This window comes from Snuella sedimenti (assembly GCF_016428595.1).
GTDB lineage: Bacteria > Bacteroidota > Bacteroidia > Flavobacteriales > Flavobacteriaceae > Snuella > Snuella sedimenti.
The window spans coordinates 176,940-201,627 of the sequence record NZ_JAELVQ010000005.1; the positions used below are offsets into that span (position 1 = coordinate 176,940).

The 24,688-nt window shown below is 34.2% G+C and carries 22 protein-coding genes and 3 tRNA genes; 9 read left to right on the plus strand and 16 right to left on the minus strand.

The window, feature by feature from the left end; translation table 11 throughout:
• Window positions 1-18: 18 nt before the first annotated feature.
• Window positions 19-465 carry a DUF4870 domain-containing protein gene (locus tag JF259_RS06085; RefSeq protein WP_199114415.1) on the minus strand — a complete coding sequence of 149 codons (447 nt, stop codon included), beginning with the start codon at window positions 463-465 and terminating at the stop codon, window positions 19-21.
• A 144-nt stretch (window positions 466-609) separates the two neighbouring features.
• On the opposite strand from JF259_RS06085, the gene JF259_RS06090 reads away from it, so the two are divergent.
• The 3 genes from JF259_RS06090 to JF259_RS06100 all read left to right on the plus strand — a co-directional run bounded on the left by JF259_RS06090 (window position 610) and on the right by JF259_RS06100 (window position 2,268).
• On the plus strand, window positions 610-1,065 hold the full coding sequence (locus JF259_RS06090; protein ID WP_199114416.1) for a DUF4442 domain-containing protein: 456 nt from the start codon (window positions 610-612) through the stop codon (window positions 1,063-1,065).
• A gap of 80 nt (window positions 1,066-1,145) precedes the next feature.
• Entirely contained in the window at window positions 1,146-1,946 is an 801-nt protein-coding gene (locus JF259_RS06095; protein WP_199114417.1) for a TIGR00266 family protein, read from the plus strand.
• Between the two features lie 124 nt (window positions 1,947-2,070).
• The gene (locus tag JF259_RS06100) at window positions 2,071-2,268 is read left to right on the plus strand and encodes a hypothetical protein (protein WP_199114418.1); all 198 of its coding nucleotides are present in this window, start codon (window positions 2,071-2,073) and stop codon (window positions 2,266-2,268) included.
• 300 nt (window positions 2,269-2,568) lie between these two features.
• Here the strand turns inward: JF259_RS06100 and JF259_RS06105 are convergent, their stop codons facing one another.
• The 4 genes from JF259_RS06105 to JF259_RS06120 form a co-directional block, all read right to left on the minus strand.
• Window positions 2,569-3,660: a DUF4097 family beta strand repeat-containing protein gene (locus JF259_RS06105; RefSeq protein WP_199114419.1), complete on the minus strand. Its 1,092-nt coding sequence runs from the start codon at window positions 3,658-3,660 to the stop codon at window positions 2,569-2,571.
• Window positions 3,638-4,198, minus strand: coding sequence for a hypothetical protein (locus JF259_RS06110; protein ID WP_199114420.1), 561 nt, complete (start codon window positions 4,196-4,198; stop codon window positions 3,638-3,640). Before JF259_RS06110 ends, JF259_RS06105 begins: the two co-directional genes overlap by 23 nt.
• Before the next feature lie 254 nt (window positions 4,199-4,452).
• Window positions 4,453-5,022, minus strand: a complete 570-nt coding sequence (locus JF259_RS06115) for an RNA polymerase sigma factor (protein WP_199114421.1) — start codon at window positions 5,020-5,022, stop codon at window positions 4,453-4,455.
• Window positions 5,023-5,186: 164 nt separating this feature from the next.
• Window positions 5,187-7,736 (minus strand): ATP-dependent Clp protease ATP-binding subunit, encoded by a 2,550-nt coding sequence (locus JF259_RS06120; protein ID WP_199114448.1) that lies wholly within the window; start codon window positions 7,734-7,736, stop codon window positions 5,187-5,189.
• Between the two features lie 260 nt (window positions 7,737-7,996).
• On the opposite strand from JF259_RS06120, the gene gyrA reads away from it, so the two are divergent.
• Complete coding sequence (gene gyrA, locus JF259_RS06125) at window positions 7,997-10,567, plus strand: DNA gyrase subunit A (protein WP_199114422.1); 2,571 nt, start codon at window positions 7,997-7,999, stop codon at window positions 10,565-10,567.
• 12 nt (window positions 10,568-10,579) lie between these two features.
• Window positions 10,580-11,830 carry a tetratricopeptide repeat protein gene (locus JF259_RS06130; RefSeq protein WP_199114423.1) on the plus strand — a complete coding sequence of 417 codons (1,251 nt, stop codon included), beginning with the start codon at window positions 10,580-10,582 and terminating at the stop codon, window positions 11,828-11,830.
• A 51-nt stretch (window positions 11,831-11,881) separates the two neighbouring features.
• On the opposite strand, the gene JF259_RS06135 is transcribed toward JF259_RS06130, so the two are convergent.
• The gene (locus tag JF259_RS06135) at window positions 11,882-12,631 is read right to left on the minus strand and encodes a C40 family peptidase (protein ID WP_199114424.1); all 750 of its coding nucleotides are present in this window, start codon (window positions 12,629-12,631) and stop codon (window positions 11,882-11,884) included.
• A gap of 12 nt (window positions 12,632-12,643) precedes the next feature.
• Entirely contained in the window at window positions 12,644-13,822 is a 1,179-nt protein-coding gene (locus tag JF259_RS06140; protein ID WP_199114425.1) for an acetyl-CoA C-acyltransferase, read from the minus strand.
• Between the two features lie 202 nt (window positions 13,823-14,024).
• On the opposite strand from JF259_RS06140, the gene JF259_RS06145 reads away from it, so the two are divergent.
• From JF259_RS06145 to JF259_RS06160, 4 genes are all read left to right on the plus strand, one after another.
• Window positions 14,025-16,073 (plus strand): HD family phosphohydrolase, encoded by a 2,049-nt coding sequence (locus JF259_RS06145; RefSeq protein ID WP_199114426.1) that lies wholly within the window; start codon window positions 14,025-14,027, stop codon window positions 16,071-16,073.
• Between the two features lie 93 nt (window positions 16,074-16,166).
• Window positions 16,167-16,250: transfer RNA gene (locus tag JF259_RS06150), tRNA-Ser, on the plus strand.
• Window positions 16,251-16,395: 145 nt separating this feature from the next.
• Window positions 16,396-16,470: transfer RNA gene (locus tag JF259_RS06155), tRNA-Pro, on the plus strand.
• 7 nt (window positions 16,471-16,477) lie between these two features.
• Window positions 16,478-16,551: transfer RNA gene (locus tag JF259_RS06160), tRNA-Arg, on the plus strand.
• Between the two features lie 127 nt (window positions 16,552-16,678).
• Here JF259_RS06160 and JF259_RS06165 read toward each other — a convergent pair.
• From JF259_RS06165 to tsaD, 9 genes are all read right to left on the minus strand, one after another.
• The gene (locus tag JF259_RS06165) at window positions 16,679-17,095 is read right to left on the minus strand and encodes a hypothetical protein (RefSeq protein ID WP_199114427.1); all 417 of its coding nucleotides are present in this window, start codon (window positions 17,093-17,095) and stop codon (window positions 16,679-16,681) included.
• Window positions 17,096-17,125: 30 nt separating this feature from the next.
• The gene (locus tag JF259_RS06170; protein ID WP_199114428.1) at window positions 17,126-17,674 is read right to left on the minus strand and encodes an STM3941 family protein; all 549 of its coding nucleotides are present in this window, start codon (window positions 17,672-17,674) and stop codon (window positions 17,126-17,128) included.
• A gap of 336 nt (window positions 17,675-18,010) precedes the next feature.
• Window positions 18,011-18,793: a CPBP family intramembrane glutamic endopeptidase gene (locus JF259_RS06175; protein WP_199114429.1), complete on the minus strand. Its 783-nt coding sequence runs from the start codon at window positions 18,791-18,793 to the stop codon at window positions 18,011-18,013.
• Between the two features lie 326 nt (window positions 18,794-19,119).
• A complete protein-coding gene (locus JF259_RS06180; protein ID WP_199114430.1) occupies window positions 19,120-20,298 on the minus strand; it encodes a THUMP-like domain-containing protein in 1,179 nt (392 codons plus the stop codon).
• Window positions 20,299-20,305: 7 nt separating this feature from the next.
• Window positions 20,306-21,394, minus strand: a complete 1,089-nt coding sequence (locus JF259_RS06185) for an AI-2E family transporter (RefSeq protein ID WP_199114431.1) — start codon at window positions 21,392-21,394, stop codon at window positions 20,306-20,308.
• A gap of 22 nt (window positions 21,395-21,416) precedes the next feature.
• Entirely contained in the window at window positions 21,417-21,917 is a 501-nt protein-coding gene (locus JF259_RS06190; RefSeq protein WP_199114432.1) for a TrmH family RNA methyltransferase, read from the minus strand.
• 45 nt (window positions 21,918-21,962) lie between these two features.
• Entirely contained in the window at window positions 21,963-22,604 is a 642-nt protein-coding gene (locus JF259_RS06195; protein ID WP_199114433.1) for a DUF4159 domain-containing protein, read from the minus strand.
• A 24-nt stretch (window positions 22,605-22,628) separates the two neighbouring features.
• Window positions 22,629-23,336: a 16S rRNA (uracil(1498)-N(3))-methyltransferase gene (locus JF259_RS06200; RefSeq protein WP_199114434.1), complete on the minus strand. Its 708-nt coding sequence runs from the start codon at window positions 23,334-23,336 to the stop codon at window positions 22,629-22,631.
• A 9-nt stretch (window positions 23,337-23,345) separates the two neighbouring features.
• A complete protein-coding gene (gene tsaD, locus JF259_RS06205) occupies window positions 23,346-24,368 on the minus strand; it encodes a tRNA (adenosine(37)-N6)-threonylcarbamoyltransferase complex transferase subunit TsaD (protein WP_199114435.1) in 1,023 nt (340 codons plus the stop codon).
• Window positions 24,369-24,688 lie beyond the last annotated feature (320 nt).

The following is a 24,688-nucleotide window of genomic DNA, read 5'->3' on the forward strand; positions in this document are numbered from 1 at the left end:
AAGCAAGTTCAGCATAAATTATTTTAAAAAATTAATGGTTAATGGATAATGAGATGATTCACCATTTCTGGCTTTTAGGCTTGCCCTAACAATTAAGGCTAGTTCTATAATGAAAGCCACTATCATTAAACCTCCAAGAGCACCTCCTATATATAAAAGCGGTGAGGGTTTGCCAATACTTATATGAAAATCATGAAAATCGTTAAAGTCAATAAAGTCAATCATGTTAAACAGTTTGAAAATGAATAACGGAATGGTTAAGGTTCCCAAAATAATAGCATACAGCAGAATACTAAATTGAAAATTTATAATTTGTTTGCCGTGTTGGTCTATAAAATCCGACTTGTCCTTATTTGCTATCCACAAAACAAAAGGCCCAATTAAATTCCCAAAGGGGATAAAGAATCGGCAAAAGGTTGATAAATGAATAAATGTTGCGATGTTTTTTTGATGATTATCTAGCATGATTTAAAAACATATAATAGTTTCTTATGCAAATATATGTCTAAAAGAAGGTATTATGTTAGGCATAGTACTAAAAATTAACATATTTTTAACATATTGGCGTTTGGAATATTTTCAATATTTTAGAGAAAACAATCTATGAGTATGAATATAACACCCAGAAAACTTAATGTATTCACAATCTTTAAGTTACCCTCGGCATATCTTTGTGGCGTTCGCACCAAATATATAGATAGTGATAAGAGTATAATTACCGTAAGGCATAGATGGATCAATCAAAATCCTTTTAAATCTATGTTTTGGGCGGTGCAGGGTATGGCAGCAGAGTTTTCTACAGGAGCATTAATGATGTTAAAGATAAAGGCATCGGGGAAGCGGGTGTCCATGTTAGTGACTAGCAATAATGCTACATTTACCAAGAAAGCTACAGGTAGTATTACATTCGAATGCAACGATGGTATATTAATAGATGAAGTATTAGAAAAGGCTATCACTACAGGTGAAGGCCAAACAGTTTGGATGCAATCGGTTGGAAAGGATAAAACAGGAGATATTGTATCTACTTTTAATTTTGAGTGGAGTGTTAAAATGAAGCGTTAGTTTTCAATTTTAAAGAAAGTTGTAACAAATTATGTAATTGTTCAACCAATAAACAAATCAACAAAAAAACAAAACAAAAAATGACAGCACATGAAATAGACTATAGTATTTATGGTGAAGAAATGCAATATGTAGAGATAGAACTGGATCCACAGGAAGGTGTTATTGCGGAAGCGGGAAGTTTTATGATGATGGACGACGGCATTAAAATGGAAACCATTTTTGGTGATGGCTCACAAAAGGACTCAGGGTTTTTGGGAAAAATATGGGGAGCAGGTAAGCGTATTCTAACTGGAGAAAGTTTATTTATGACGGCTTTTTATAATAATTTGGTAGGAAAACGCAGTGTGTCGTTTGCATCTCCTTACCCTGGAAAAATTTTACCGATAGATCTAGGGGCGTTTGGTGGTAAATTTATTTGTCAGAAAGACGCCTTCCTTTGTGCAGCCAAAGGGGTAAGTATTGGTATTGAGTTTTCCAAAAAATTGGGGCGCGGCTTATTTGGAGGCGAGGGGTTTATTATGCAAAAACTGGAAGGCGATGGTATGGCATTTGTGCATGCAGGAGGTACTATGGCAAAGAAAGAGCTTTTGGCAGGTGAAGTTTTGCGCGTAGATACAGGGTGCATTGTGGGGTTTACTCAGAATGTGGATTATGATATAGAGTTTGTTGGGGGCATTAAGAATACTATTTTTGGGGGCGAGGGATTGTTTTTTGCAAAATTGCAAGGCCCTGGAACTGTTTATATACAATCATTACCTTTTAGCCGTTTAGCTGGCCGTGTATTAGCATCAGCACCAAGGGCGGGAGGGAAGGACAAGGGAGAAGGAAGCCTTTTAGGTGGTTTAGGTGACCTGTTGGATGGTGACAATAGATTTTAAAATGTTAAAATTTAATATATTTTGTATCGAGCATTCATTTTTTTATTAAATTTAGATGTTCAACATTAAAACTACACAAGCCTATAAAACAAATCTACTTTAACCAAAACCTTAACATAACATTATGGCAAGAGCAATGCTTGAGTATACAAAGACTGTACTTAAAAAGGTGAGTTTTGATACTAACTTGTTTTGCAAAGAAGTACAAAAGGCTTTAGAACGTTTGTTGCCTTATGAGATTGAAGAACTGAAAAGTTTTATTCATTCTCTTGTACAGCAGAACCCAGAATTAAACCAATGTTTAATTTATTTAAAAACATAAAAATAAAAGAGCGCCCAAAATTTGGTCGCTCTTTTATTTGATAATCTAAATTTAATGCTCCGAGGGTTTCCTCTAAATCAAAGTGTTTGTTCTAATAAAAGCCTCGTGGTGGGCTAGCTCCGAAGTAGTTTGTTTTGGGATTATACCTTAAAACTTTAAATTGATACACATAAAATGCCCTTTTTGTACTATACATCATCGCAAATAAAATGTATGTTGCAGCTATGCTAGATTTTTCTTTTATGTCTAGCACAAAAAAATCCATCATTTTCTTTTAGCAAATTTAAAATAGAATTGATGTTAATTTTCTATAACTGTAACACTTCCATAATTTGAATCGATTGTTATGTTATTGGATGAGTTGTTACTGCCATGAAAACCACTGTAATATTTACTTGTAGAGGAGTCCTTTTTTTCAGTGAATTCTAAAGCACCATTATTTTTTAAGGAGCCATAATCTAGTTTGATATTAAAATTAAAATTATAACTGGACTCGTAACCTATTTTTATACCGACATAATCTGACTTAATGGTTACATTACCTGCATTTTGAGTGATATTCTTTATTTTAATGTTACCATAGTCGGCATTAAGCGTTAGGTTTTTATATACATTGCCTATAGAGGTTGTTAAATAATCTCCGTTACCAACAACATTATTTACATTGTCTATTTTTACATTACCATAGTCGCAATTATAGTTTATGTTTTCGGCTATTTCAATATTAATATTGGTATAATCCGCATTGATATCTAGATTGTTTGTTTTTGATACAGTAAAATCACTATAGTCTGCATTTATTTCAGCCTTGTTAATATATTCAAAATAACAGTTTTTAGTATAGTCAAAGGAAAGGGTATTGTTGTTAGACAGTAATTCTTTGGTTATTATTTTTCCATAATCACAGCTAATGTTGGCCCTTCCTTCTAGTTTGTCGAGGTTAATGGTGCCGTAGTCGTTGCTTAAACCCAAATTGTTTGTAACAGGCATTTTTATTAGGTAGTCAACTTTCATATGTACTTTACCTTTGGAATTCCAGCTCCACCAAGATTTTGATTTACTTTTACCAAATTTTGTTTTAGCAGAAACATTGTGGGAAGCCCCTTCAAATTCAATATTAATAGCGTCTAACCGTTCTTGAACCTTTTCTTCGTCATCACCAGTGGTCGTTATAGTAATCTCAAATACTATTCTATTTTCACTCCAAGTAATAACATCAACATTTCCGTAGCTATTATCTACATTTAGGTTGGCAGTAGGTGATACGGCATATGTTTTATTGATGGTTTTCTTTTTTGTGTATTTGCCATCTGCATTATTTGTAGCATTAGCAACAAAAGAGAGAAAAATAAAGAGTAGTATGGTCTTATTAAATTGTAATATGGGTTTCATTGGACGCATGTTTTAATTGTTGTACATTTTTAATTTCTTCAAGTGTTTTTTTTAAAATATCTATTCTATTTTGAAAATTATTGATCATGGCATGAATAACACGACTATCGTTATCGCTATTAATTAAATCATTTTTTAAGCCATTGTAATTGTCTTCCAAAATTTCAATTTGTTTTATGGCATCATTTACTATACTTTGAACTTCTGGTGTTGATATTTCTTGGATTTTAACAAATTCTTCTATAATGGTACTTGTAAAGTAATTTTGTGTATTCGCCATTTCTGGTGACACATCGGCCAATTCTCGGCTATTATTTGTTTGTTTGATGCCTATGGCCAACACCGTAAGAAGCACTATTGATGCTGCAATACCTATAAGTGGTTTCCAAAAAGGTATTTTGAATACAGATCTAGAACTTGGAGAAGACGTTTGATTTAATTTATCCAAAAAGCGTTGTGCATGGTTGCTATCTGGAATTTCTATGTCAAAGTTGTTCCCTAGGTTTTTAAATAATTTATCAATATTATCTTCTTTCACACGTTTAAATTTTAGTAATTAATTGATTTTATTGTAATTATAAAATTAAGAACGTGTGTAACCACTCCTTACACTCGTTCTCTCATTAAAAATTTCAAACATTTCCTTTTGTGAAGTAATTTTTAAAATTTCTTAATGCTCGTTTCATTCGGTTATATTTATTGTTTTCAATGGGTATGCTAAGGCTTAAGTTTATCTTGTCCAATCCAAAAAAAATAGAACAGGTGTGTAATATTCACGTTGTCATTGCTTTTCTATTTTTGATAGCTAATAGTAGTTTGCAATTTTTGCCTTAAACTTTCTTTAGCTCTAGAAATGGTTGTCCTACTGTTCGCATACGAAATATTCATAATATCACTTATTTTCTCATAATCGTAACCTTCAATTAAATTTAAGGTTAAAGCAATTCTATAATTCTCTTTTAAGCTGCCTAACATACTCAATACCTGTCGCGCTTTTAAAGATTCGTAACCAACTGCACTGTAATTAGCATTATTCTCATCATCTATTTTATATAATACATTGTCCAATGGTACTTTAATATTTTTTGAATGTGTATTATAGTGCTGAATACTATTATTTATGACTATTCGTTTTAGCCAAGAACCAAATGTTTTTGCCTCTTTCAGCTTTTCTAATTTTGTAAAAGCCATTAAAAACGAATCTTGCATAATGTCTTCGGCTTCAAAGCTATCTTTTACAATCCTAAAAGCAGTGTTGTACATTGCTTTATAATAGCGATTATAAATTTCCAGTTGTGCAGATTGGTTATTGATCTTACAAAGTTCAATAAGCTGTTCCGTATTTAGTTTTTCTAGTACCAATAAAAACGTGTTGTTATAGTATAGATGCTTAAAAGAGTGGGGTGTTACAGTTTATCAAAAAAAATCCTACGCTCTTTTTAGAATGTAGGATTTGGACCTATTTAAATTACTCGATAATCGAGATTGAAATACCTCGTGGTCTTGCCTGAGGTTGTTTACATTAATTAAGACTCTGTTGGCTTTTCAGCTTTTTCAACCTTAATATTTAGCTCTTGCGTTTTCTTATCTAGATCTATCGCAATTATATCGCCTTCTCCAACATGTGAAGCAATTATTTCTTCTGCTAAAGCATCTTCAATATACTTTTGAATCGCTCTTTTTAGCGGTCGGGCTCCATATTGCTTATCGAAACCTTTATCAGCTATATAGTCTTTGGCTGCTTTACTTAATTTTAAAGTATAGCCCAGAGCGTTAATTCTTAATAGAAGTTTATCTAATTCTATATCAATTATTTTGTTTATATCTTCTTTTTCCAATGGATTGAAAACAACGACGTCATCAATTCTATTTAAAAACTCTGGTGCAAACGATTTTTTAAGTGCATTTTCAATAACTTTTATGGCATTGGCATCTTCTTGCGCTTTTTGGGCTGCTGTTCCAAAACCAACCCCAGTGCCAAAATCTTTAAGTTTTCTGGACCCAATGTTGGAAGTCATGATAATAATGGTATTTCTAAAGTCTATTTTTCTGCCCAAGCTATCTGTTAAATAGCCGTCATCCAATACTTGAAGTAACATGTTAAATACGTCTGGATGCGCTTTTTCTATTTCGTCTAGCAAAATAACGGCATAGGGCTTGCGTCTAACTTTTTCTGTTAGCTGTCCGCCTTCTTCATAGCCTACATAACCTGGAGGCGCACCTATTAACCTTGAGATAGCAAATTTTTCCATGTATTCACTCATGTCTATTCTTACCAGGGAATCATCGCTATCAAACAGTTCTCTAGATAACACTTTGGCTAGCTGTGTTTTACCAACTCCGGTTTGACCTAAAAATATAAATGAGCCAATAGGCTTATTAGGGTCTTTTAGTCCAGCACGATTACGTTGAATCGCTTTAACAACCTTTGCAACGGCTTCGTCTTGACCAATTACTTTTCCTTTTATTAAATCCGGTAACTGGGCGAGTTTATTAATTTCGGTTTGTGCAACTCTATTCACCGGAATTCCTGTCATCATCGATACAACATCGGCAACATTGTCTTCGGTAACAATTTCTCTATGTAACTTGGTGTCTTCTTCCCATTTTTCCTGTGCCGTAGCTAACTCTTTTTCAAGGCGTTTTTCATCGTCCCGTAGTTTAGCGGCTTCCTCATATTTTTGTTTTTTAACTACCGAGTTCTTGGTTTCCTTAACTTCTTCCAATCTCTTTTCAAGTTCCAGAATTTGTTCAGGAACCTCTATGTTGGTGATGTGAACACGCGATCCAGCTTCATCAAGCGCATCAATAGCTTTGTCTGGTAAAAATCGCTCTGTCATGTAACGATTTGTTAATTTAACACAGGCTTCGATAGCACCTTGGGTATAGTCTACATTGTGGTGCTCTTCATATTTTTCCTTGATGTTATTTAGAATTTCTATAGTTTCGTCTACTGTTGTTGGTTCTACTATAACCTTTTGGAACCGACGCTCTAAAGCACCGTCTTTTTCGATATATTGTCTATATTCATCAAGCGTTGTAGCTCCAATACATTGTATTTCGCCTCTGGCTAGTGCTGGTTTAAACATATTGGAAGCATCCAAACTACCGGTAGCGCCACCAGCGCCAACTATAGTGTGGATTTCATCAATAAAAAGAATAACGTCATCATTCTTTTCAAGTTCGTTCATAACAGCTTTCATGCGCTCTTCAAACTGTCCTCTGTATTTTGTTCCGGCAACGAGACTTGCAAGATCTAAAGTAACAACGCGTTTATTAAACAAAATACGTGAAACCTTGCGTTTTACAATACGTAATGCCAGGCCTTCGGCTATTGCCGATTTACCAACACCGGGCTCTCCAATTAAGAGCGGGTTGTTCTTTTTGCGTCGGCTTAATATCTGAGAAACACGTTGTATTTCCTTTTCCCTTCCAACTACAGGGTCTAGCTTGCCTTCTTCGGCCAAAGCAGTTAAATCACGGCCAAAATTATCTAAAACAGGGGTTTTAGACTTTTTATTTGCTTTACCTGAGGGAGTGCTAAAAATATTGTCTTTTGAAGCATCGTCTTCACGACTTGCATCATCATCTTGAAAAGATTCTGACTTAGGTTCTATATAGTTATTATCGTTTGTGATCATAAATTTAAATTGCTCTTTAACATTATCGTAGTCTATCTTAAGCTTATTTAAAAGCTTGGTAGTGGGGTCGTTCTCATTTCTTAAAATACAAAGTAATAAATGCGCTGTATTTATAGATGAGCTTTGAAACAACTTAGCTTCCAAAAACGTTGTTTTTAAAGCACGTTCGGCTTGCCTTGTCAAGTGAAGGTTCTTTTTTTGATTAGAAGCTGTTGAAATGTCAGGATTGGCAGGACTTAATATTTCAACTTTTCGTCTTAAATGATTTAAATCAACATCAAGAGCATTTAAAATATTTATCGCTTTCCCGTTTCCATCACGTAATAATCCAAGCATTAAATGCTCGGTACCAATAAAATCATGGCCCAAACGCAATGCCTCTTCCTTGCTATAAGCAATTACATCTTTTACTCTAGGTGAAAAATTATCGTCCATAATAGTTCCTTTCTGCATTAAAAATACTAAAACATTTTACTAAAGGCAAAAACTATACCCTAAATAATATGAAAGTTGCTAATTGACGAAAAAAACTTTATAAATTCAAAATTTTAGGGGCTTTACTTATTAACGAAAAAAGTACGATATATTGTTAATAAAAAATATTAAAAAAGTAATGGTAAAACATAAGCTAGGACTGACGAAATTCTTATATTAGCACGTTTTGAAATACTTATAAAAACTTAATAATATTTTATATGGCAGAAGGAGAAAAACTTATCCCTATTAATATTGAAGACGAGATGAAATCGGCTTACATCGATTATTCGATGTCGGTCATTGTGTCACGTGCGTTGCCCGATGTAAGAGATGGTTTAAAGCCGGTTCACAGACGGGTTCTTTACGGTATGCACGAGCTTGGAGTTAGAGCTAATTCGGCACATAAAAAATCAGCAAGAATAGTTGGAGAAGTTTTAGGTAAATACCACCCACATGGTGATACTTCGGTTTATGATACTATGGTGCGTATGGCGCAAGAATGGAGCTTGCGATATATGTTAGTTGATGGTCAAGGTAACTTTGGATCTGTAGATGGCGATAGCCCTGCGGCAATGCGTTATACCGAAGCCCGTATGAGAAAGATATCTGAAGACATGTTGGCAGATATTGATAAAGAAACGGTAGACCATAAACTAAACTTTGATGATACTTTAAAAGAACCTACTGTTTTACCAACCCGTATACCCGGTCTTTTGGTTAATGGTGCTTCGGGTATTGCAGTTGGAATGGCAACTAATATGCCACCACACAATATTTCGGAAGTAGTTGATGGAACGATAGCTTATATTAATGACAGCGACATTGAGATCGATGAATTAATTAAGCACATTAAGGCTCCCGATTTTCCAACAGGAGGGACGATTTATGGTTATGATGGTGTTAAAGAAGCTTTTCATACAGGAAGAGGTCGGATAATAATGCGAGCCAAAGCAAATATAGAAGAGGTTAACGGGCGTGAATGTATTATTGTTACAGAAATCCCTTATCAAGTCAATAAGGCAGACATGATTAAAAAGACTGCTGATTTGGTAAATGAAAAAAAGATGGATGGTATAGCAACGATTCGTGATGAGTCTGACAGGAATGGTATGCGTATCGTTTATGTCTTAAAGCGTGATGCCATTCCAAATATTGTACTAAACAAATTATACAAGTATACCGCATTACAATCTTCGTTTAGCGTTAACAATATTGCTTTAGTCGATGGACGACCACGGTTGTTGAACCTAAAGGAATTAATCCATTATTTTGTTGAGCACAGACATGATGTAGTAGTAAGACGAACAACTTATGAACTTAGAAAAGCAGAGGAACGTGCTCATATTTTAGAAGGACTTATTATTGCTTCAGATAATATAGATGAAGTGATAGCTATTATTAGGGCATCTTCTAATGCTGACGAAGCACGTGAAAGCTTGATAAAGCGTTTCGAACTTACAGAGATTCAGGCGAAGGCCATTGTTGAGATGCGATTACGTCAGCTTACAGGCTTAGAGCAAGATAAATTGCGTTCGGAATATGAAGAGCTGATGAAAACAATTATCGACTTGAAAGATATCTTGGACAAGAAGGAGCGCCGTATGGATATCATTAAGGAAGAATTGGAAGAAGTAAAGCATAAATATGGTGATGAGCGTCGTTCTATTATTGAATATGCTGGTGGCGATTTAAGTATAGAAGATATGATCCCTGATGAAAAAGTGGTTATCACCATTTCGCATGCAGGCTATATTAAGCGCACATCCCTTTCGGAATATAAAACACAAAACAGGGGCGGTGTTGGTCAAAAAGCTTCAACAACGAGAAACGAGGATTTCCTAGAACATTTATTCGTTGGTACTAACCACCAATATATGTTGTTCTTTACCCAAAAGGGAAAATGTTTTTGGATGCGTGTTTATGAAATTCCAGAGGGAAGCAAGTCGTCTAAAGGGCGTGCTATCCAAAACTTAATAAATATTGAGCAGGACGATGCTGTTAAGGCATTTATTTGTACACAAGATTTGAAAGACGAAGACTATATTAATAGCCATTATGTAATTATGGCTACTAAGAATGGTCAAGTTAAAAAGACGTCTTTAGAGCAATATTCAAGACCACGAACCAATGGAATAAATGCCATTACAATAAAGGATAATGACGAGCTATTAGAAGCAAGGTTAACAACTGGTGAAAGTCAGGTTATGTTAGCTCTTAAATCTGGTAAGGCTATTAGATTTGAAGAAGCTAAAACCAGGCCTATGGGACGTGGTGCTTCAGGGGTTAGAGGAATAACTTTAGCTAGTGATACCGATGAAGTTATTGGGATGATTACGGTTGAAAACCCACAAGAGGAGTCTGTGCTTGTTGTTTCAGAAAATGGCTACGGGAAACGTACCTATATAGATGATCCAGAAGATGGAGAACCTGTATATAGAATTACCAACCGCGGAGGAAAAGGGGTTAAAACCATTTCCATTACGGAAAAAACTGGTAATTTAGTAGCTATTAAAACAGTTACCGATAATGATGATTTAATGATTATCAATAAATCTGGCATAGCAATTAGATTAGAGGTTAAAGATTTAAGAGTTATGGGAAGGGCTACTCAGGGAGTTAAGCTAATTAATCTTAAGAATAAAGATTCCATTGCAGCCGTTGCTAAAGTAATGCATGATGAAGATGAAGTTGATGATGAAGGCTTAAATGACGTATCGGAGGCCAATGAAGGCACTGATAGTGGCACAACTCTTGATAATACCATAAACGAAAACAATACAGACAATTAAATATTTTATAAAATGAAAAAACAAACAATTATAGCTTTAGCATTTTCAATTAGTGCGTTTTCATTCGCACAAAAGAAAGAATTGAAAGCAGCCGAAAAAGCTATTAAAGACAATAATTATTCAGAAGCAAAGGCTGCATTAAAACAAGCAGAAGCTATGTTGTCATCAATGGATGATAAAAGCAAGAGCAAGTATTATTATGTTGTAGGACAGGCACTATACGCCAATGGAGCAGGGTCTAATCAAGATATAACAAAAGCTTTGGAAAGTCTGGATAAAGTTACTGGTTCTTATAAAGACGAGGTAGCCGAATTGAGACAAAATATGGTAAATAGCCTAATTAATAAAGGAAATGAAGCATACGAGAAAAAAGATTTTTCAACTTCATCAAAGTACTTCGAATATGCCTATAGAGCATCAACTAAAGATACGACGTTCCTTTATTATGCTGCGGCTACAGCTGTAAACGTTCAAGAATACGACAGGGCCTTAAAACTTTACGAAGAGCTTAAAGATTTAGGTTATACAGGGATAGAAAAGCAATATTTTGCTATAAACAAAGAGACAAACAAAGAAGAGATTTTAGATAAAAACACACGTGATATTTATGTGAAATCAGGCAGCCACATTAGTCCGGGTGAGCGTTTAACTGACTCAAAGAAAGCTGAGATAGTTAAGAATATTGCACTTATTTATGTTAGTGAAGGGAATGATGAAAAAGCACTTGCTGCTATGAAGGATGCGAGACAAGAAAACCCTGAAGATATAAATTTATTGCTTTCTGAAGCCAACGTCCATTTTAAAATGGGAAATAAAGAAGAATTTAAAAGATTATTAGAGAAAGCAACAAAAATGGATCCTGGTAACGCCGAGTTACAGTACAATTTAGGTGTAATATCTGCGGAGTCTGAAGATATGGAAGCGGCTAAGAAATATTATAATAAGGCCATCGAATTAGATCCTTCTTATGTAAATGCATACATTAATTTGTCAGCCATCATCTTAGCAAAAGAAAAGCCAATTATTGAAGAAATGAATGGTTTAGGAAGCTCAAAAGAAGATGATAAGCGTTATGACGAATTACGCGAAGAACGTCAATCGATTTATAAGGAATCTGTACCTTACTTACAAAAAGCCTTAGAAATTGATGCTAATAATTTAAATGCAGCGCAAACCTTAATGAATATTTACAGTATTTTAGGTGAGACAGCTAAATATAAGGCGCTTAAAGAAAAGGTTGATGCAATTGAAGCAGGGAACTAGTAAAAGAGAAACGAAATAAGTATAAAAAGGCCGCATAAATTGCGGCTTTTTTTATATTATTTTTTTAATGACACGTAATTTATGAGTGTGGGTTCTTTTATCTACATTGTAAATGCCAGAATGATCCAACCTGTCAATTCTCACTTTGCCATGGGCATGAATAATATAATTATCCTCCATAATGATGCCCACATGTGTAATTAATCCTTCGTTATTGTCAAAAAAAGCAAGGTCTCCTGGTTCACTTTCTTCAATAAAGCTTAATGGCTCGCCTTGTGTTGCTTGTTGGGAAGCATCCCTTAAAAGTCTGTATCCATTAAGTTTATAAACCATTTGGGTAAATCCAGAACAATCTATACCAAATGGTGTTTTACCCCCCCATAGATAGGGTGTGTTTAAATATAAGAATGCTGTACGGATTAGGTTTTCTTTTGCGTTCTTTCCTTCTGTAATACTGCCGTCATGGGAGTGGCTTAAAATGGATAATCCATTTAGGGAAGATCCTAATAAAATAGGATGTAACTGTTCATTTGTGTCTTGAATAAACTCAACCAGATCAATAGATAATTTAGGCGTGCTTTTATGCAAATGGTTGTATTGTACTTCTGTAATTTCTATATATTGCTTGTTATCAAGCCATCCTTCGTAATTATCGAAAGCAAGTCTAATTTTACTCCAATTTTTACGCTGCTCCAATACTTTAAAATGTTCACCATAGAGTACTTGCGATACAAGTTCACTACTATCCATTGGTTCATTTCTTAAGGGAACAACACTTAAACTACAAATTCCGTATTGCATTAAATAATAAGCTTAATTTCGTTCTATAACAATTGCCGAAGCACCACCACCACCATTACAAATTGCGGCAGCTCCTATTTTAGCATTATTTTGTTCTAAAACATTAAGTAATGTGATTATAATTCTAACTCCTGAACAGCCTAGAGGATGACCTAAAGATACGGCTCCACCATTTACATTTACACGGTTGTCATCAAGTCCGAGGAGTTTCATGTTAGCAAGACCAACAACAGAAAAAGCTTCATTAAATTCAAAATAGTCAACTTCATTTATTGAAATACCGGCTTTATCCAAAGCTTTAGGCAAGGCTTTTGCAGGGGCTGTAGTAAACCATTCAGGCTCATGTGCTGCATCTGCGTAACTTTTAATAGATGCTAAAGGAACCAATCCTAATTCTTCAGCTTTGTTTTTACTCATTAATATCACAGCTCCAGCGCCATCGTTTATTGTAGAAGCATTGGCGGCTGTAACGGTGCCATCTTTAGTAAAGGCTGGGCGCAATTGAGTTATCTTGTCCATCTTTACATTGGTAAATTCTTCATCCCTGACAACCATTATGGGTTCACCTCGGCGTTGTGGAACTTCAACAGGGATTACTTCATTATCAAATCTTCCCGTTTCCCATGCCGTAGCAGATCGTTTGTACGACTGTATGGCAAATGCGTCCTGTTCTTCTCTAGTAAAAGCATATTCTTTAGCGCAAGCATCGGCACAAACACCCATGGCATTTTGATCGTAGGCGTCAACCAAACCATCTTTTTGTAAGCCATCGATTAGCGAAGTCGGCCCAAACTTAGTCGCTGTTCTGGCATATATATAATGGGGGCTCAAACTCATGTTCTCCATGCCTCCTGCTACTACAATATTGGCATCTCCCAATGCTATGGTTTGGGCCGCTTGCATAACAGCTTTCATTCCAGAAGCACATACTTTATTTACAGTAGTACAAGGTACTGTATTTGGTATTCCGGCATAAATGGCAGCTTGTCTAGCTGGAGCTTGTCCGGTACCTGCCTGAACAACATTACCCATTAAAACTTCATCAACTAGATTGGGATCTAAATTTATTTTATCCAAAGCTCCTTTTATCGCAATAGCACCTAGCTTTGGAGCTGGAATTGTTGATAAGGCACCTAAAAAACTACCTATTGGCGTTCTTGCTGCAGAAACAATGACGACTTCTTTGTTCATTTTTAAGTGATTAAATTACTAGCAACGAAAATAATCATTTTTCAGTATATATTAGAATGATTGAAGGATTATAAAAATCTTAGAAAGCTAAGAATTTACTACATTTGAAAACCTATATTTTTTGCATAAAGGATTTACTGTCTAAAATATAAAGAATGATTGAGCTTTGTGTTTTGACCAAAATAATTAATATTGCGTTTACATGAATAACCTTATAAATAAACTGTATAGAAACCATGCCTTAATTTATAAAGGTTTATTATTTGTGTGTACTACCTTTTTAATAGTGTACTTGTTCCCAAAGAGTGGGAAATTTAGATATAATTTTGAACGGGGCAAACCTTGGCAATCCGAAAACCTATATGCTCCATTTGATTTTGCCATTAAAAAATCGGAAGAAGAAATAGATTCTGAAAAGAAAAACATTACGGAAAATGCCTCTTTGTTCTTTAATGTTGATAATACTATAAGGACAAAAGTAAACAATTTGTACCCCAATGCCTTTACAAAAGCCTTTTCAGAAACTGTTCCTAAACCATTATTGGACACATTGTTTAGTGCTGGAAAGGAAATTATTTCAGATTTATACACTTTTGGTGTTCTAAGTGAAAGTTATAACTTCTCAGGTGATCGAGCGGTAACGCTATTAGATGAAAGGGTTGAAAAGCAGAATACGTTATTTGTTAATCTAGTAGGACAAAACGAGATTACTGAAATTATTGATAAGATATTGATAAAGTATGATTTATCCCAATACAAAACAACATTTGTTTCGTTGTTTTTTGATCTTATCGAACCTAATTTGACTTTTGACAAGTCGTTTACAGATAAAGTTTTACAAGAAGAACTTGATAAAATAGCTTATGCTAGAGGCAGTATTGAAAGGGAAACGCTAATTGTTTCTAAAGGAGAAGTAGTTGAAGGTGATAAATTTCAAATATTAAAATCATTACAATCGGAATATGAATCGCAGATATGGACCAAGTCCAATTATTATTGGGTTTTGTTTGCGTATACCTTGTTGGTTGCCTTGGCGCTTTTAATGTTGTTATTGTTTTTAAGGAAGTACCGAACAAAAGTTTTTGAGAATAATACTAAGGTGACCTTTATTTTTTTCAATATATTCTTAATGGTATTCATTACTACTTTGGTGGTTAATTACAATTCGAAATACATTTATGTAGTGCCTATTTGTATTTTACCCCTGGTATTCAAAGCTTTTTTCGATGCGCGTTTAGGGTTGTTTTCACATGTTATTACGGTATTGTTGTTAGGATCGATAGTTCCTAATAGCTATGAGTATATGTTTCTTCAAATTACGGCAGGGATCGTGACTATATTAACGGTTTCAGAACTCTATAAAAGAGCCAATTTGTTTATTTCCGTAGGACAAATAACCTTAATCTATATTGTGGCTTATTTTGCGTTTTTTGTTATCCATGAAGGAAGTGTGGAGACAATTAAATGGGAAACTTTTGTATGGTTTATCTTATGTGGTTTAGCTACTTTATTTGTTCAACCTTTAATATATGCTTATGAAAAGTTGTTTGGTTTAGTATCCGATGTATCTCTTTTAGAGCTATCTGATACGAACTCAAAATTATTAAAAGAGTTGTCTAATAAAGCACCAGGAACTTTTCATCATTCATTGAACGTTGCTAATTTGGCTGAAGCCTCTGCAAACGAAATAGGGGCAAATGCCATGCTTGTAAGGGTAGGGGCATTGTACCATGATATTGGTAAGATGAAAAACCCAACTTACTTTACCGAAAACCAATCAACAGGTATTAACCCTCATGACGAACTGTCTTCGAAAGAGAGTGCACGAATAATTATAGATCACGTTATTGATGGAATTGAAATAGCCAGAAAGAACAAACTACCGGACCGTGTAATTGATTTTATTAGAACACACCACGGTACAAGTGTCGTTTATTATTTTTATATGAAGGAAAAAGAGGATTTTGACGAAGTGGAATCATCCGATTTTAGTTATCCCGGTCCTAGACCATTTAGTAAGGAAACAGCTATTTTGATGATGTGCGATAGTATTGAAGCGGCATCAAAAAGTTTAAAAGAACCTACATCTACAAAAATTGATGCCTTTGTTGAAAACATCATAAACAAGCAGATAGAGGATGGGCAATTTTTAAATGCGAACATAACTTTTAAAGAAATTCAGTCCATTAAGAAAGTTCTAAAGCACAAGCTTGCAAACATTTACCATTTAAGGATTGAATACCCTGAATAATTTTTATAAAAAACTAAAAAAAATAGTTGCGTTGTACGTTCCTTTAGCCTACATTTGCAACCGCAAATTTATTGCAGCGTTCATTAAAAATTAGGAGAGGTGCCAGAGTGGTAATGGAGCAGATTGCTAATCTGTCAACGCGTAAGTGTTGCCCGGGTTCGAATCCCGGTCTCTCCGCAAATAAGACAAATATTTTATAACGGGGTTTAGTACCACATTAAGTTCGGAACAAGCTTCACTCGGTTTCCAGTCTACTTCAATTGGGTTAACAATTGGAATTGGGTTTTAACGTTTAGGGTATTTCAAGTCGAATGACTGTTTTCGGGGTGTAGCGTAGCCCGGTCATCGCGCCTGCTTTGGGAGCAGGAGGTCGCAGGTTCGAATCCTGCCACCCCGACTTTATTGGTCGCGTAGCTCAGCTGGATAGAGCATCTGCCTTCTAAGCAGACGGTCACAGGTTCGAATCCTGTCGCGATCACAAGAGTAATAAGGCTTTCGAGAAATCGAGAGCCTTTCTTGTTTAAAAAAATGCATACTTTGGATGAAGCCTTCTCTAAAAATAGGACAGACTCGTTGTTCATGCTTGATACCTGCCAAACGAACACCTAGTTATTGGTAACAGTATTGTTTATAATGATTTCGTTCAGTTTTTGAGTGTCCGATTCCACAATTTCATTAAGGTCAAACGCAATTGTTTTTCCGTCTTTTTTTGTTATAACCAACTTTTTATCATTCAGTTCCGTTGTTTTAATTTGGTCAAAGCTCAAGGATTTTCCTATAAAAGAATTTATTCGGATAAGAGCACCTTTTTTGTTCCATTGAACATAGTTTTTGTACCAAAATATTTTACTGTAATGAATCGTTATAATTAAAAACCCAATAACGTTTAAATATTTATTCAGTTTTGGATTTGAAAAATCAATAATTTCAAATGTTCCGACTAGAATACAAGCAAGAGCAAAAATCATTATTGCTATTGATTTCCAATTTCCTCCAATATGGTCAAAATGAACGTTTCTCATTTATTTGTTCAGTTTTATATTATACCAATGTTACCCAACGTTTTTATTTCGTTCAAATTCGGTTTGTACTAACTTTTCAAGTTCTCCGAAATCATATTTAAGGGTATTAGATATAATCGAAAGTGGTGTCCCGTATATTTTCATATTGGAACGCATAAGTTTTGCTTTCATTCCACTTTTTGCTTTTCCGATATATTTCTCAGGATTTGTTACGTTAATCAACAGAAATTTGGTTGACATAACTTGCTTTGTTGTAATAACAGATATATCACTCCATTCAATAAGTCCAATACTTGATGCGTTTGAATTGTCGGTTATTCCGTTCGAGTCGAGAATCAGCCCAATCCTTTTGTCAAATATTTTTCGAAACCCGTAAATTCCAGTACCTCCAAAAAATAAAATCCCCAAAACTCCAAATCCTTTAATTACTATTGGGTTTCTTAAAAAAGGTAACGGCATGTCCCTAAAATTGCCTGCATGTGAAAACAGCCAAACTCCTGCTAAAACTAATAGCAAAGAGCCTATAGTTAGACGAATTATTTTATTTCTGCTTAATGGTATTTCAATTTTTGCTTTCATTTTGTCAGTTTTCCCAAATGTTGGCTAACACGTTAAACGCGGCATCATTATCTAATTTATCACCTTTAGTTTCTGGATAATCAGAACTTTTGTTCCACTAATTATAATTTTCAGGATATAAATATATATAAAAACTTACAACCCTTGTTTGGAAAAGCCTTTTTTCTATTAAAATGACAACAGGCTATTTTTTTAACCGAATAATTAAACTGCTACGAGTTTCGCCTTAACGAGTCGGCTAACCGACCAACCATCGGTTCAGTCAACCCTTCGATTGAGCCTGAGTCGAGCTTGTGGAAATGCTTAGGACAGGCTCGGCCGTACCGACAGAGAATCTTAGTTATTGTGTGTAGTTATTTTTTTTAATCCAATGTATGTTAGAAAACACCCGATTATAAAAAACAACCAGTAGGTCAAGTTGTATTGTGAATCAGAAAATAAACTTTCATAAGACACTCCTGAAATTGGAACAATATTTATTACTCCGTTTACTAAAATATGTAGTAATATGGAATATCCTATCTTTCTTGTTTTTATGTAAACAAAACCTAAAGCTAGTCCTGCAATGAAAGTAGGTATTATGTTATATGGCGTAATAAAATGAACAAAAGAAAAGCATAAACTGGACACAAATAAAGCTTTATAGATACTGTTTGTTTTAAGTAATTTTTCTAATAGAAACCTTCTGAAGAACAATTCTTCGAATATTGGGGTCATTAGGATTATATATATACCATTAACTAAAGTTAGCATATGTTTATTATTGGTGTTGCCCAAATTATCCATATTTGGGAGGAAATTCAGGTGGATTGTTAAATCCATAAATGGTTTGTTTAAAAGTAAAATCCCGATAGCTATAATCGGTATATATAAATAGATGTTTGGATTGTATTTACTTAGATTAAGAGCATTCATGATGTTAAGTCTAGGTTTCCAAAAAAAATAGAATATTGTTAAGTGTGAACTTATAAGTACAATAAGAGGAGATAAAATTCTATATGAATCTGGTTTTATTTTTGTGAGTTCTATTTTTTGAATTAGAAATTCATTACCAAGAAAAACTAGAAATGTAATAATAATTAAAAGAAGCGTTAGTAAAATGGCTTTAGTTGAATTCATTTCTGTTTTTTAGTGATAGTTCTGTGTTAATTTTGGCTAATTTAAAGTTATAGTTTTAAAATCAGTATTTTATAAAATATTAAAATTTCCCACCTTTTCTTAAGTTTTAAATCTCAATTCACTCATTTTTACGTTAACATATGTACTGAAGAATTTTTGGGTTCTATGAGGGATTACAGCTAACGTTTTGTGTAAGCGTAGTGCTAGAATACGAGCAATTATTTTTATACAATGTGTGTGCCTGTACGGGCTTAACCATTTGTTTATTTATGATTTAAATGAAAAAGAGGGGATAAAAGTGTCTTTATAATCTACAAGAGAACTTACTAAACTTTGCTGGTGACAAGAATAACCTTGTTTTTATTTATATCTGTTGTGAAAAATAAATAAACGCTACCGCCGTCTTTAATGTTCAGCTTTTTTCGTATTTGTTGAACAGTTTCGGGAAAATTACGCGTGGTAATATTCGCTTTGCAAATACCTGTTTTTTTTAGGGCTTTTTTACTATAAGATAAAACAGCATCAATTTTAAAAGATCGTCCAGGGAAATTAATTAATTCATTGCTAGTGTATAGGTGCGAATGTTTGTGGAGTTTAAAAATTTTAAATTTATGTGATACAGCATTAAAGCCTCCAGCTTTTAAAATGGCGCTATTGGGTTCGTACAAATAGGTGAGAGGGCTATGGAATAGGGGAGATATTGTGCTTTCGCTATTTAATTTAAAATTAAAATGTTCCTCTTTTTCAGGTTTTATGTTTACGGTTTTAATGGTTATGTCACCAATAAAATTTTGTTCTAAAATCCAAAGGAGTTCTTTTACTTCGTTATTGATGGCAACCACATGAATAGTTTTAACATGTTTTAGTTCGTCAATACCAACAGATAAATCGAGCAGGGGTGAGGTTTTAATTAATACGTTTTTTGATCGTTTGAATAGTATGTCCAAATGCTCAGGTACATTTGGCAAACAATCGTTTAAAAAGAAAACTTTGCCCTTACTATCATGACGTCGTGATGGGTCAATGTAAATCCAATCGTAGGTTTTTGTGCTATTTTTTAAAAATTCAATACCATCAATACAGTATGTTTTAATGTTTGTAACACCTAACTGCTTATAATTATGGGTAACAATAGCAGAAAGAGAGAGGTTTATTTCACAGTGTTCTACATTTTTAAACGCATTAGAAAAAAAATAGCAATCAACCCCAAACCCACCGGTTAAGTCAACTATAGAGTCTCCTGATATTAACCCTACTTTGTATAGAGCAGTGACTTGGGAAGAGGTTTGTTCAATATTTAATTTGTTAGGGAAATAAATACCGTTTGTTTTAAACCAAATTGGTAACTTCTTTTCACAACGTTTTTTTGCTTCAATTTGTTCGGCTATCTCTTTGGTGTCCACATTCGGAAAAGAAGTGCCTTTCAAGAGAATTGAGCTGACATCAACCTTCAGGTTTTTATTTATAAATTCCTGTATGTTATGATTTAATATAAGTTTATTCAAAGTAATTCTATAAACCCTTGGTGAGCTTTTTAACTATTTTATTTTCTGATAAGAAGGCTTTTAAGATAACTTTTATAGTCGTATAGGCCGGTACGGCAATAATCAATCCTATGATGCCAAATAAAATACCAGCGATAAGAATGACCAAAAATATCTCTAAAGGATGCGATTTAACACTTTTGGAAAATATAACAGGTTGACTAAAAAAGTTATCGACTAATTGGCCAATACCAAAAACTACTAAAACCCACAATGTACTTGGTAAAATAACATCGCTAAAGCCTTCCCCCAAATGACTTGTCATCGTTAAAGTAACCATTAAAAAAACACCTATTAAAGGACCTACGTAAGGAATTAAATTAAGCAAAGCACATAAAAAAGCTATAACTATGGCGTTTTCAACTCCTACAATAAGCAATCCTATAGTGTAAATAATAAAAAGAATGAGAATTTGAAAAATGAGTCCGACAAAGTATCTGGATAGCAGGTCTTTTATTTGGGTAGAAGACGTTTTCCATCGAGATTCCTTGCTGTCGGGTATAAACGTAAGGATGCCATTTTCGAGTAAACGGCTGTCCTTTAAAAAGAAAAACGAAATGAATAACACAGAGAATAGGGCAATACTAAAACTACCCAAACCACTAATAATTGAGTTTAAGAAATTGGGTATTAAAGAATAATCAATTTTAGTTAAAATATTGGTTTCTCTTATAGATTCCTCGATATCAATCTGATGGAGGTCAAAATAAGTGACAATTTCGATGTATAAATCTTCAATATTGCTTTGTAGCTGGTCGATATTTAAGAGCGATAAATTATGCCCTTGCTTTATCACCAATGGAACAAACAGTCCAATTAAACCAGCCAATACTCCAATAAGTAAAATCATGGAGACAATAACAGCAATAGTGTTTTTAAATTTGAGTCGGTTTTGAAGAAAAAGAACGATAGGTCTTCCGATAAGCGATATAACAGCTGCTATGGCAACATAAGCAATTACCGATTGTACCTCATAGAGAAATAGCCCCAATAATACTATTCCAGAAACTATTGCTAATGCTCTTAAAATGCCGTTGGAAATAATTTTTGAATTCATTTAGTAAATATATAAAATCCATTTACATAAGTTGTTTGGTTATTTCATATAAAGCAATGTTGGTAGCCTGTACTACATTCATACTACTGTTATTCCCAAACATATCTATGTGGATAATGGCATCAGAAATTTTTAAGATAGCATCAGAAATACCGAAATTCTCATCTCCAACAACAAGTGCAATTGGCTTTTTGTTTTGTAGTTTAAAATCATGAATAGGAGTGCTATTGGTTGTTATTTCTAAGCTTAGAATTTGATAATTGCTATTTTTTAAGTCTATTACAGTCTCTAAAGTAGATTTGCAAATCTCGTAATTAACAAATTTTTCAGTAGATCGCGATGTTTTTGATAGTTTTCGGCCTAAAGAAATATCTTCTCCGCACAGTATTAGCTTTTCGACTCCAAAAGCATCAGAAATCCTGAACAGGCTTCCTAAATTAGGAGCGTTTGATACCTGGTCGCTTACAACAGTAACTGGGAAAGTGCGTTTTGAAAAGTTGGTATTGTAATGGGTTAGTTGCAATTGGGTTTAGTTAAGTTTAGAAAATTCTTTGGTGTCTTGTAATTGTTAATTTTCAAAAGCATATTTAACAATGTTAGCACCCATTTTTAGAGCTTTTTCCCTAACATTGGCCGGATCATTGTGAACAGCTTCGTCCTCCCAGCCGTCGCCCAAATCACTTTCAAAAGTAAATAATAATACCAAACGGTCTTCAAAAAAAATACCGAAAGCCTGAGGGCGTTTACCATCGTGTTCATGTATTTTGGGTAAACCATTAGGGAACTTGTAGACAATATTAAATATAGCGTGGTTGGCAGGAAGCTCTAATAAATCTTTTCCAGGAAATACTTTTTTTAATTCTTTGGTTATATAGGGTCGCATACCATAGTTGTCGTCAATATGCAAGAAGCCTCCCGAAATTAAATAATTGCGAAGATTCTCAGCATCTGCTTCACTAAAAAATACATTACCGTGCCCCGTCATATGAATAAATGGGTATTGAAAAATATCGGTGCTACCAGCCTCAACAGTTTGCGGTTTCTCATTTATTTTAGTGTTGATGTTGGCATTGCAAAAGGCTATTAAATTAGGGAGGGAAGTAGGATTGCCATACCAATCGCCACCACCTTTGTACTTTAAAACAGCCAAATCTTGTGAGAACAAGCTAGTAGTTAAAAATAAAAGTAGAAATGTTATCGCTAATTTCATACAGTTGGAGCAATTATAATCTATTTAGATTTCATTTACAAATGCAACACTATGGCAAGCTACAATGGCAGCTGTTTCAGTTCGCAATCTGGTTTTTCCCAAAGTTACAGGAATAAATTTATTTGACAGGGCGATCTCTATTTCTTTAACACTAAAATCCCCTTCAGGCCCAATTAATATGGTTGTGTCCTTTTGGAGGCGAAGTTTTTGCTTTAATGATTTCCTGTCTGTTTCTTCACAATGCGCTATAAACAGATCGCCTTCAAAATTTTGAGCCATAAATTCTTTAAAGGAAACCATTTTATTAAGTTTTGGCAAATAACAATTTAGTGATTGTTTCATGGCAGATTGCAATATTTTTTCAAAACGTTCGGGTTTAATTATTTTACGTTCACTATGGTCACAAATTATAGGAGTGATACTGTCAACACCAATCTCCGTGACCTTTTCTAAAAACCACTCGTAGCGATCGTTCATTTTTGTAGGAGCTACTACCAAATGAACCGCATAATGTCGTTTGGGTTGCTGTAGTCTTTCGGTAACAGTCACTAAACAATTTTTAATATCGGGTATTGTGATCGTAGCGGTAAAAATCCAACCTTTACCATTGGTTATTTGTAAGCTATCTCCAGTAGATTTACGTAACACTTTTATAATGTGTTTACTCTCTTCTTTTGGTAAAAGGAATTGAGAAGTGCTTTCGGTAATGTCAGGATTATAAAAAAGCTGCATACAGTTGTTTTAAATTTTTAATCTGGCTGATGCGGTTATATCCTGTTTGGCAAAATTACCATCCAAATATTTTAAATATCCAACAATGGCAATCATAGCAGCGTTATCTGTTGTAAATTCAAACTTGGGGACATATGTTGTCCAACCAAATTTACGCTCACCTACTTTTAGAGCATTTCGTATGCCAGAGTTTGCAGAAACGCCACCGCCAATAGCAATGTGCTTAATACCTGTTTGTTTTACTGCAAGCTTTAACTTGTCGATAACAATCCCTATAATGGTATGCTGTATAGATGCACAAATATCATTGAGGTGTTCAGAAATAAAGTTAGGATTAGCTTTTGTTTCCTTCTGAATGAAATAGAGTATGGCTGTTTTTAAACCTGAAAAACTAAAATCCAAACCGTCTACCTTTGGCTTAGTAAACTTAAAAGCTTTAGGATTTCCTAGCTGTGCACGTTTGTCAATTTCTGGTCCAGCAGGGTAGCCCAATCCCAAAATCTTACCGCTCTTATCATAAGCTTCACCAATCGCATCATCAATGGTTTCTCCAATAACATCCATATCAAAATAGCTATTGACCTTAACAATCTGTGTATGGCCTCCAGAAATTGTCATCGCTAAAAAAGGAAATGGTGGTTTGTTAAAACCTTCTTCATCTATAAAATGAGCTAAAATATGTGCTTGCATATGGTTAACATCAATTAACGGGATGTTCAAACCATAAGCCAATGATTTAGCAAACGAAGTACCCACTAAAAGGGACCCCATTAAACCTGGCCCTCTTGTAAAAGCAATGGCATGAAGATCTTCTTTTGTTATTTGGGCTTTTTTTAAGGCTTGATCTACTACAGGTACTATGTTTTGTTGGTGCGCCCTAGATGCTAATTCGGGCACAACACCACCATATGCTTCATGTATTTTTTGGTTAGCGACAACATTACTTAAAATCTTACCGTTATGAATTACAGAAGCAGCAGTATCGTCACATGACGACTCAATTCCTAGAATATAAATATTTTGTGAAGACATTGTAAATATTAGGCACAATAATTGTTAATTTTGAAACCAGACAAACATCACTGTGAACAGGTTTGTACGTAAATACAAAACTACTCATTTATTTTTATGTGATTGGATTAGTAGAGAAGTTTTCACAGACTTTTTGCATGAAACGGACATTAATAAATTTTTAAAAATGCCTCATAAAAAAAGTAGTGTTAAAAATTTCAAGCAAGTTTAATAAGAGAACGTAGTGGTTGTACGCGTTCTTATATTTAGTAATTGACGTATAATAAATTAATTACTAAAATTTAAATGAGTGAAAATATAAATTGATTTAAGAATAATAA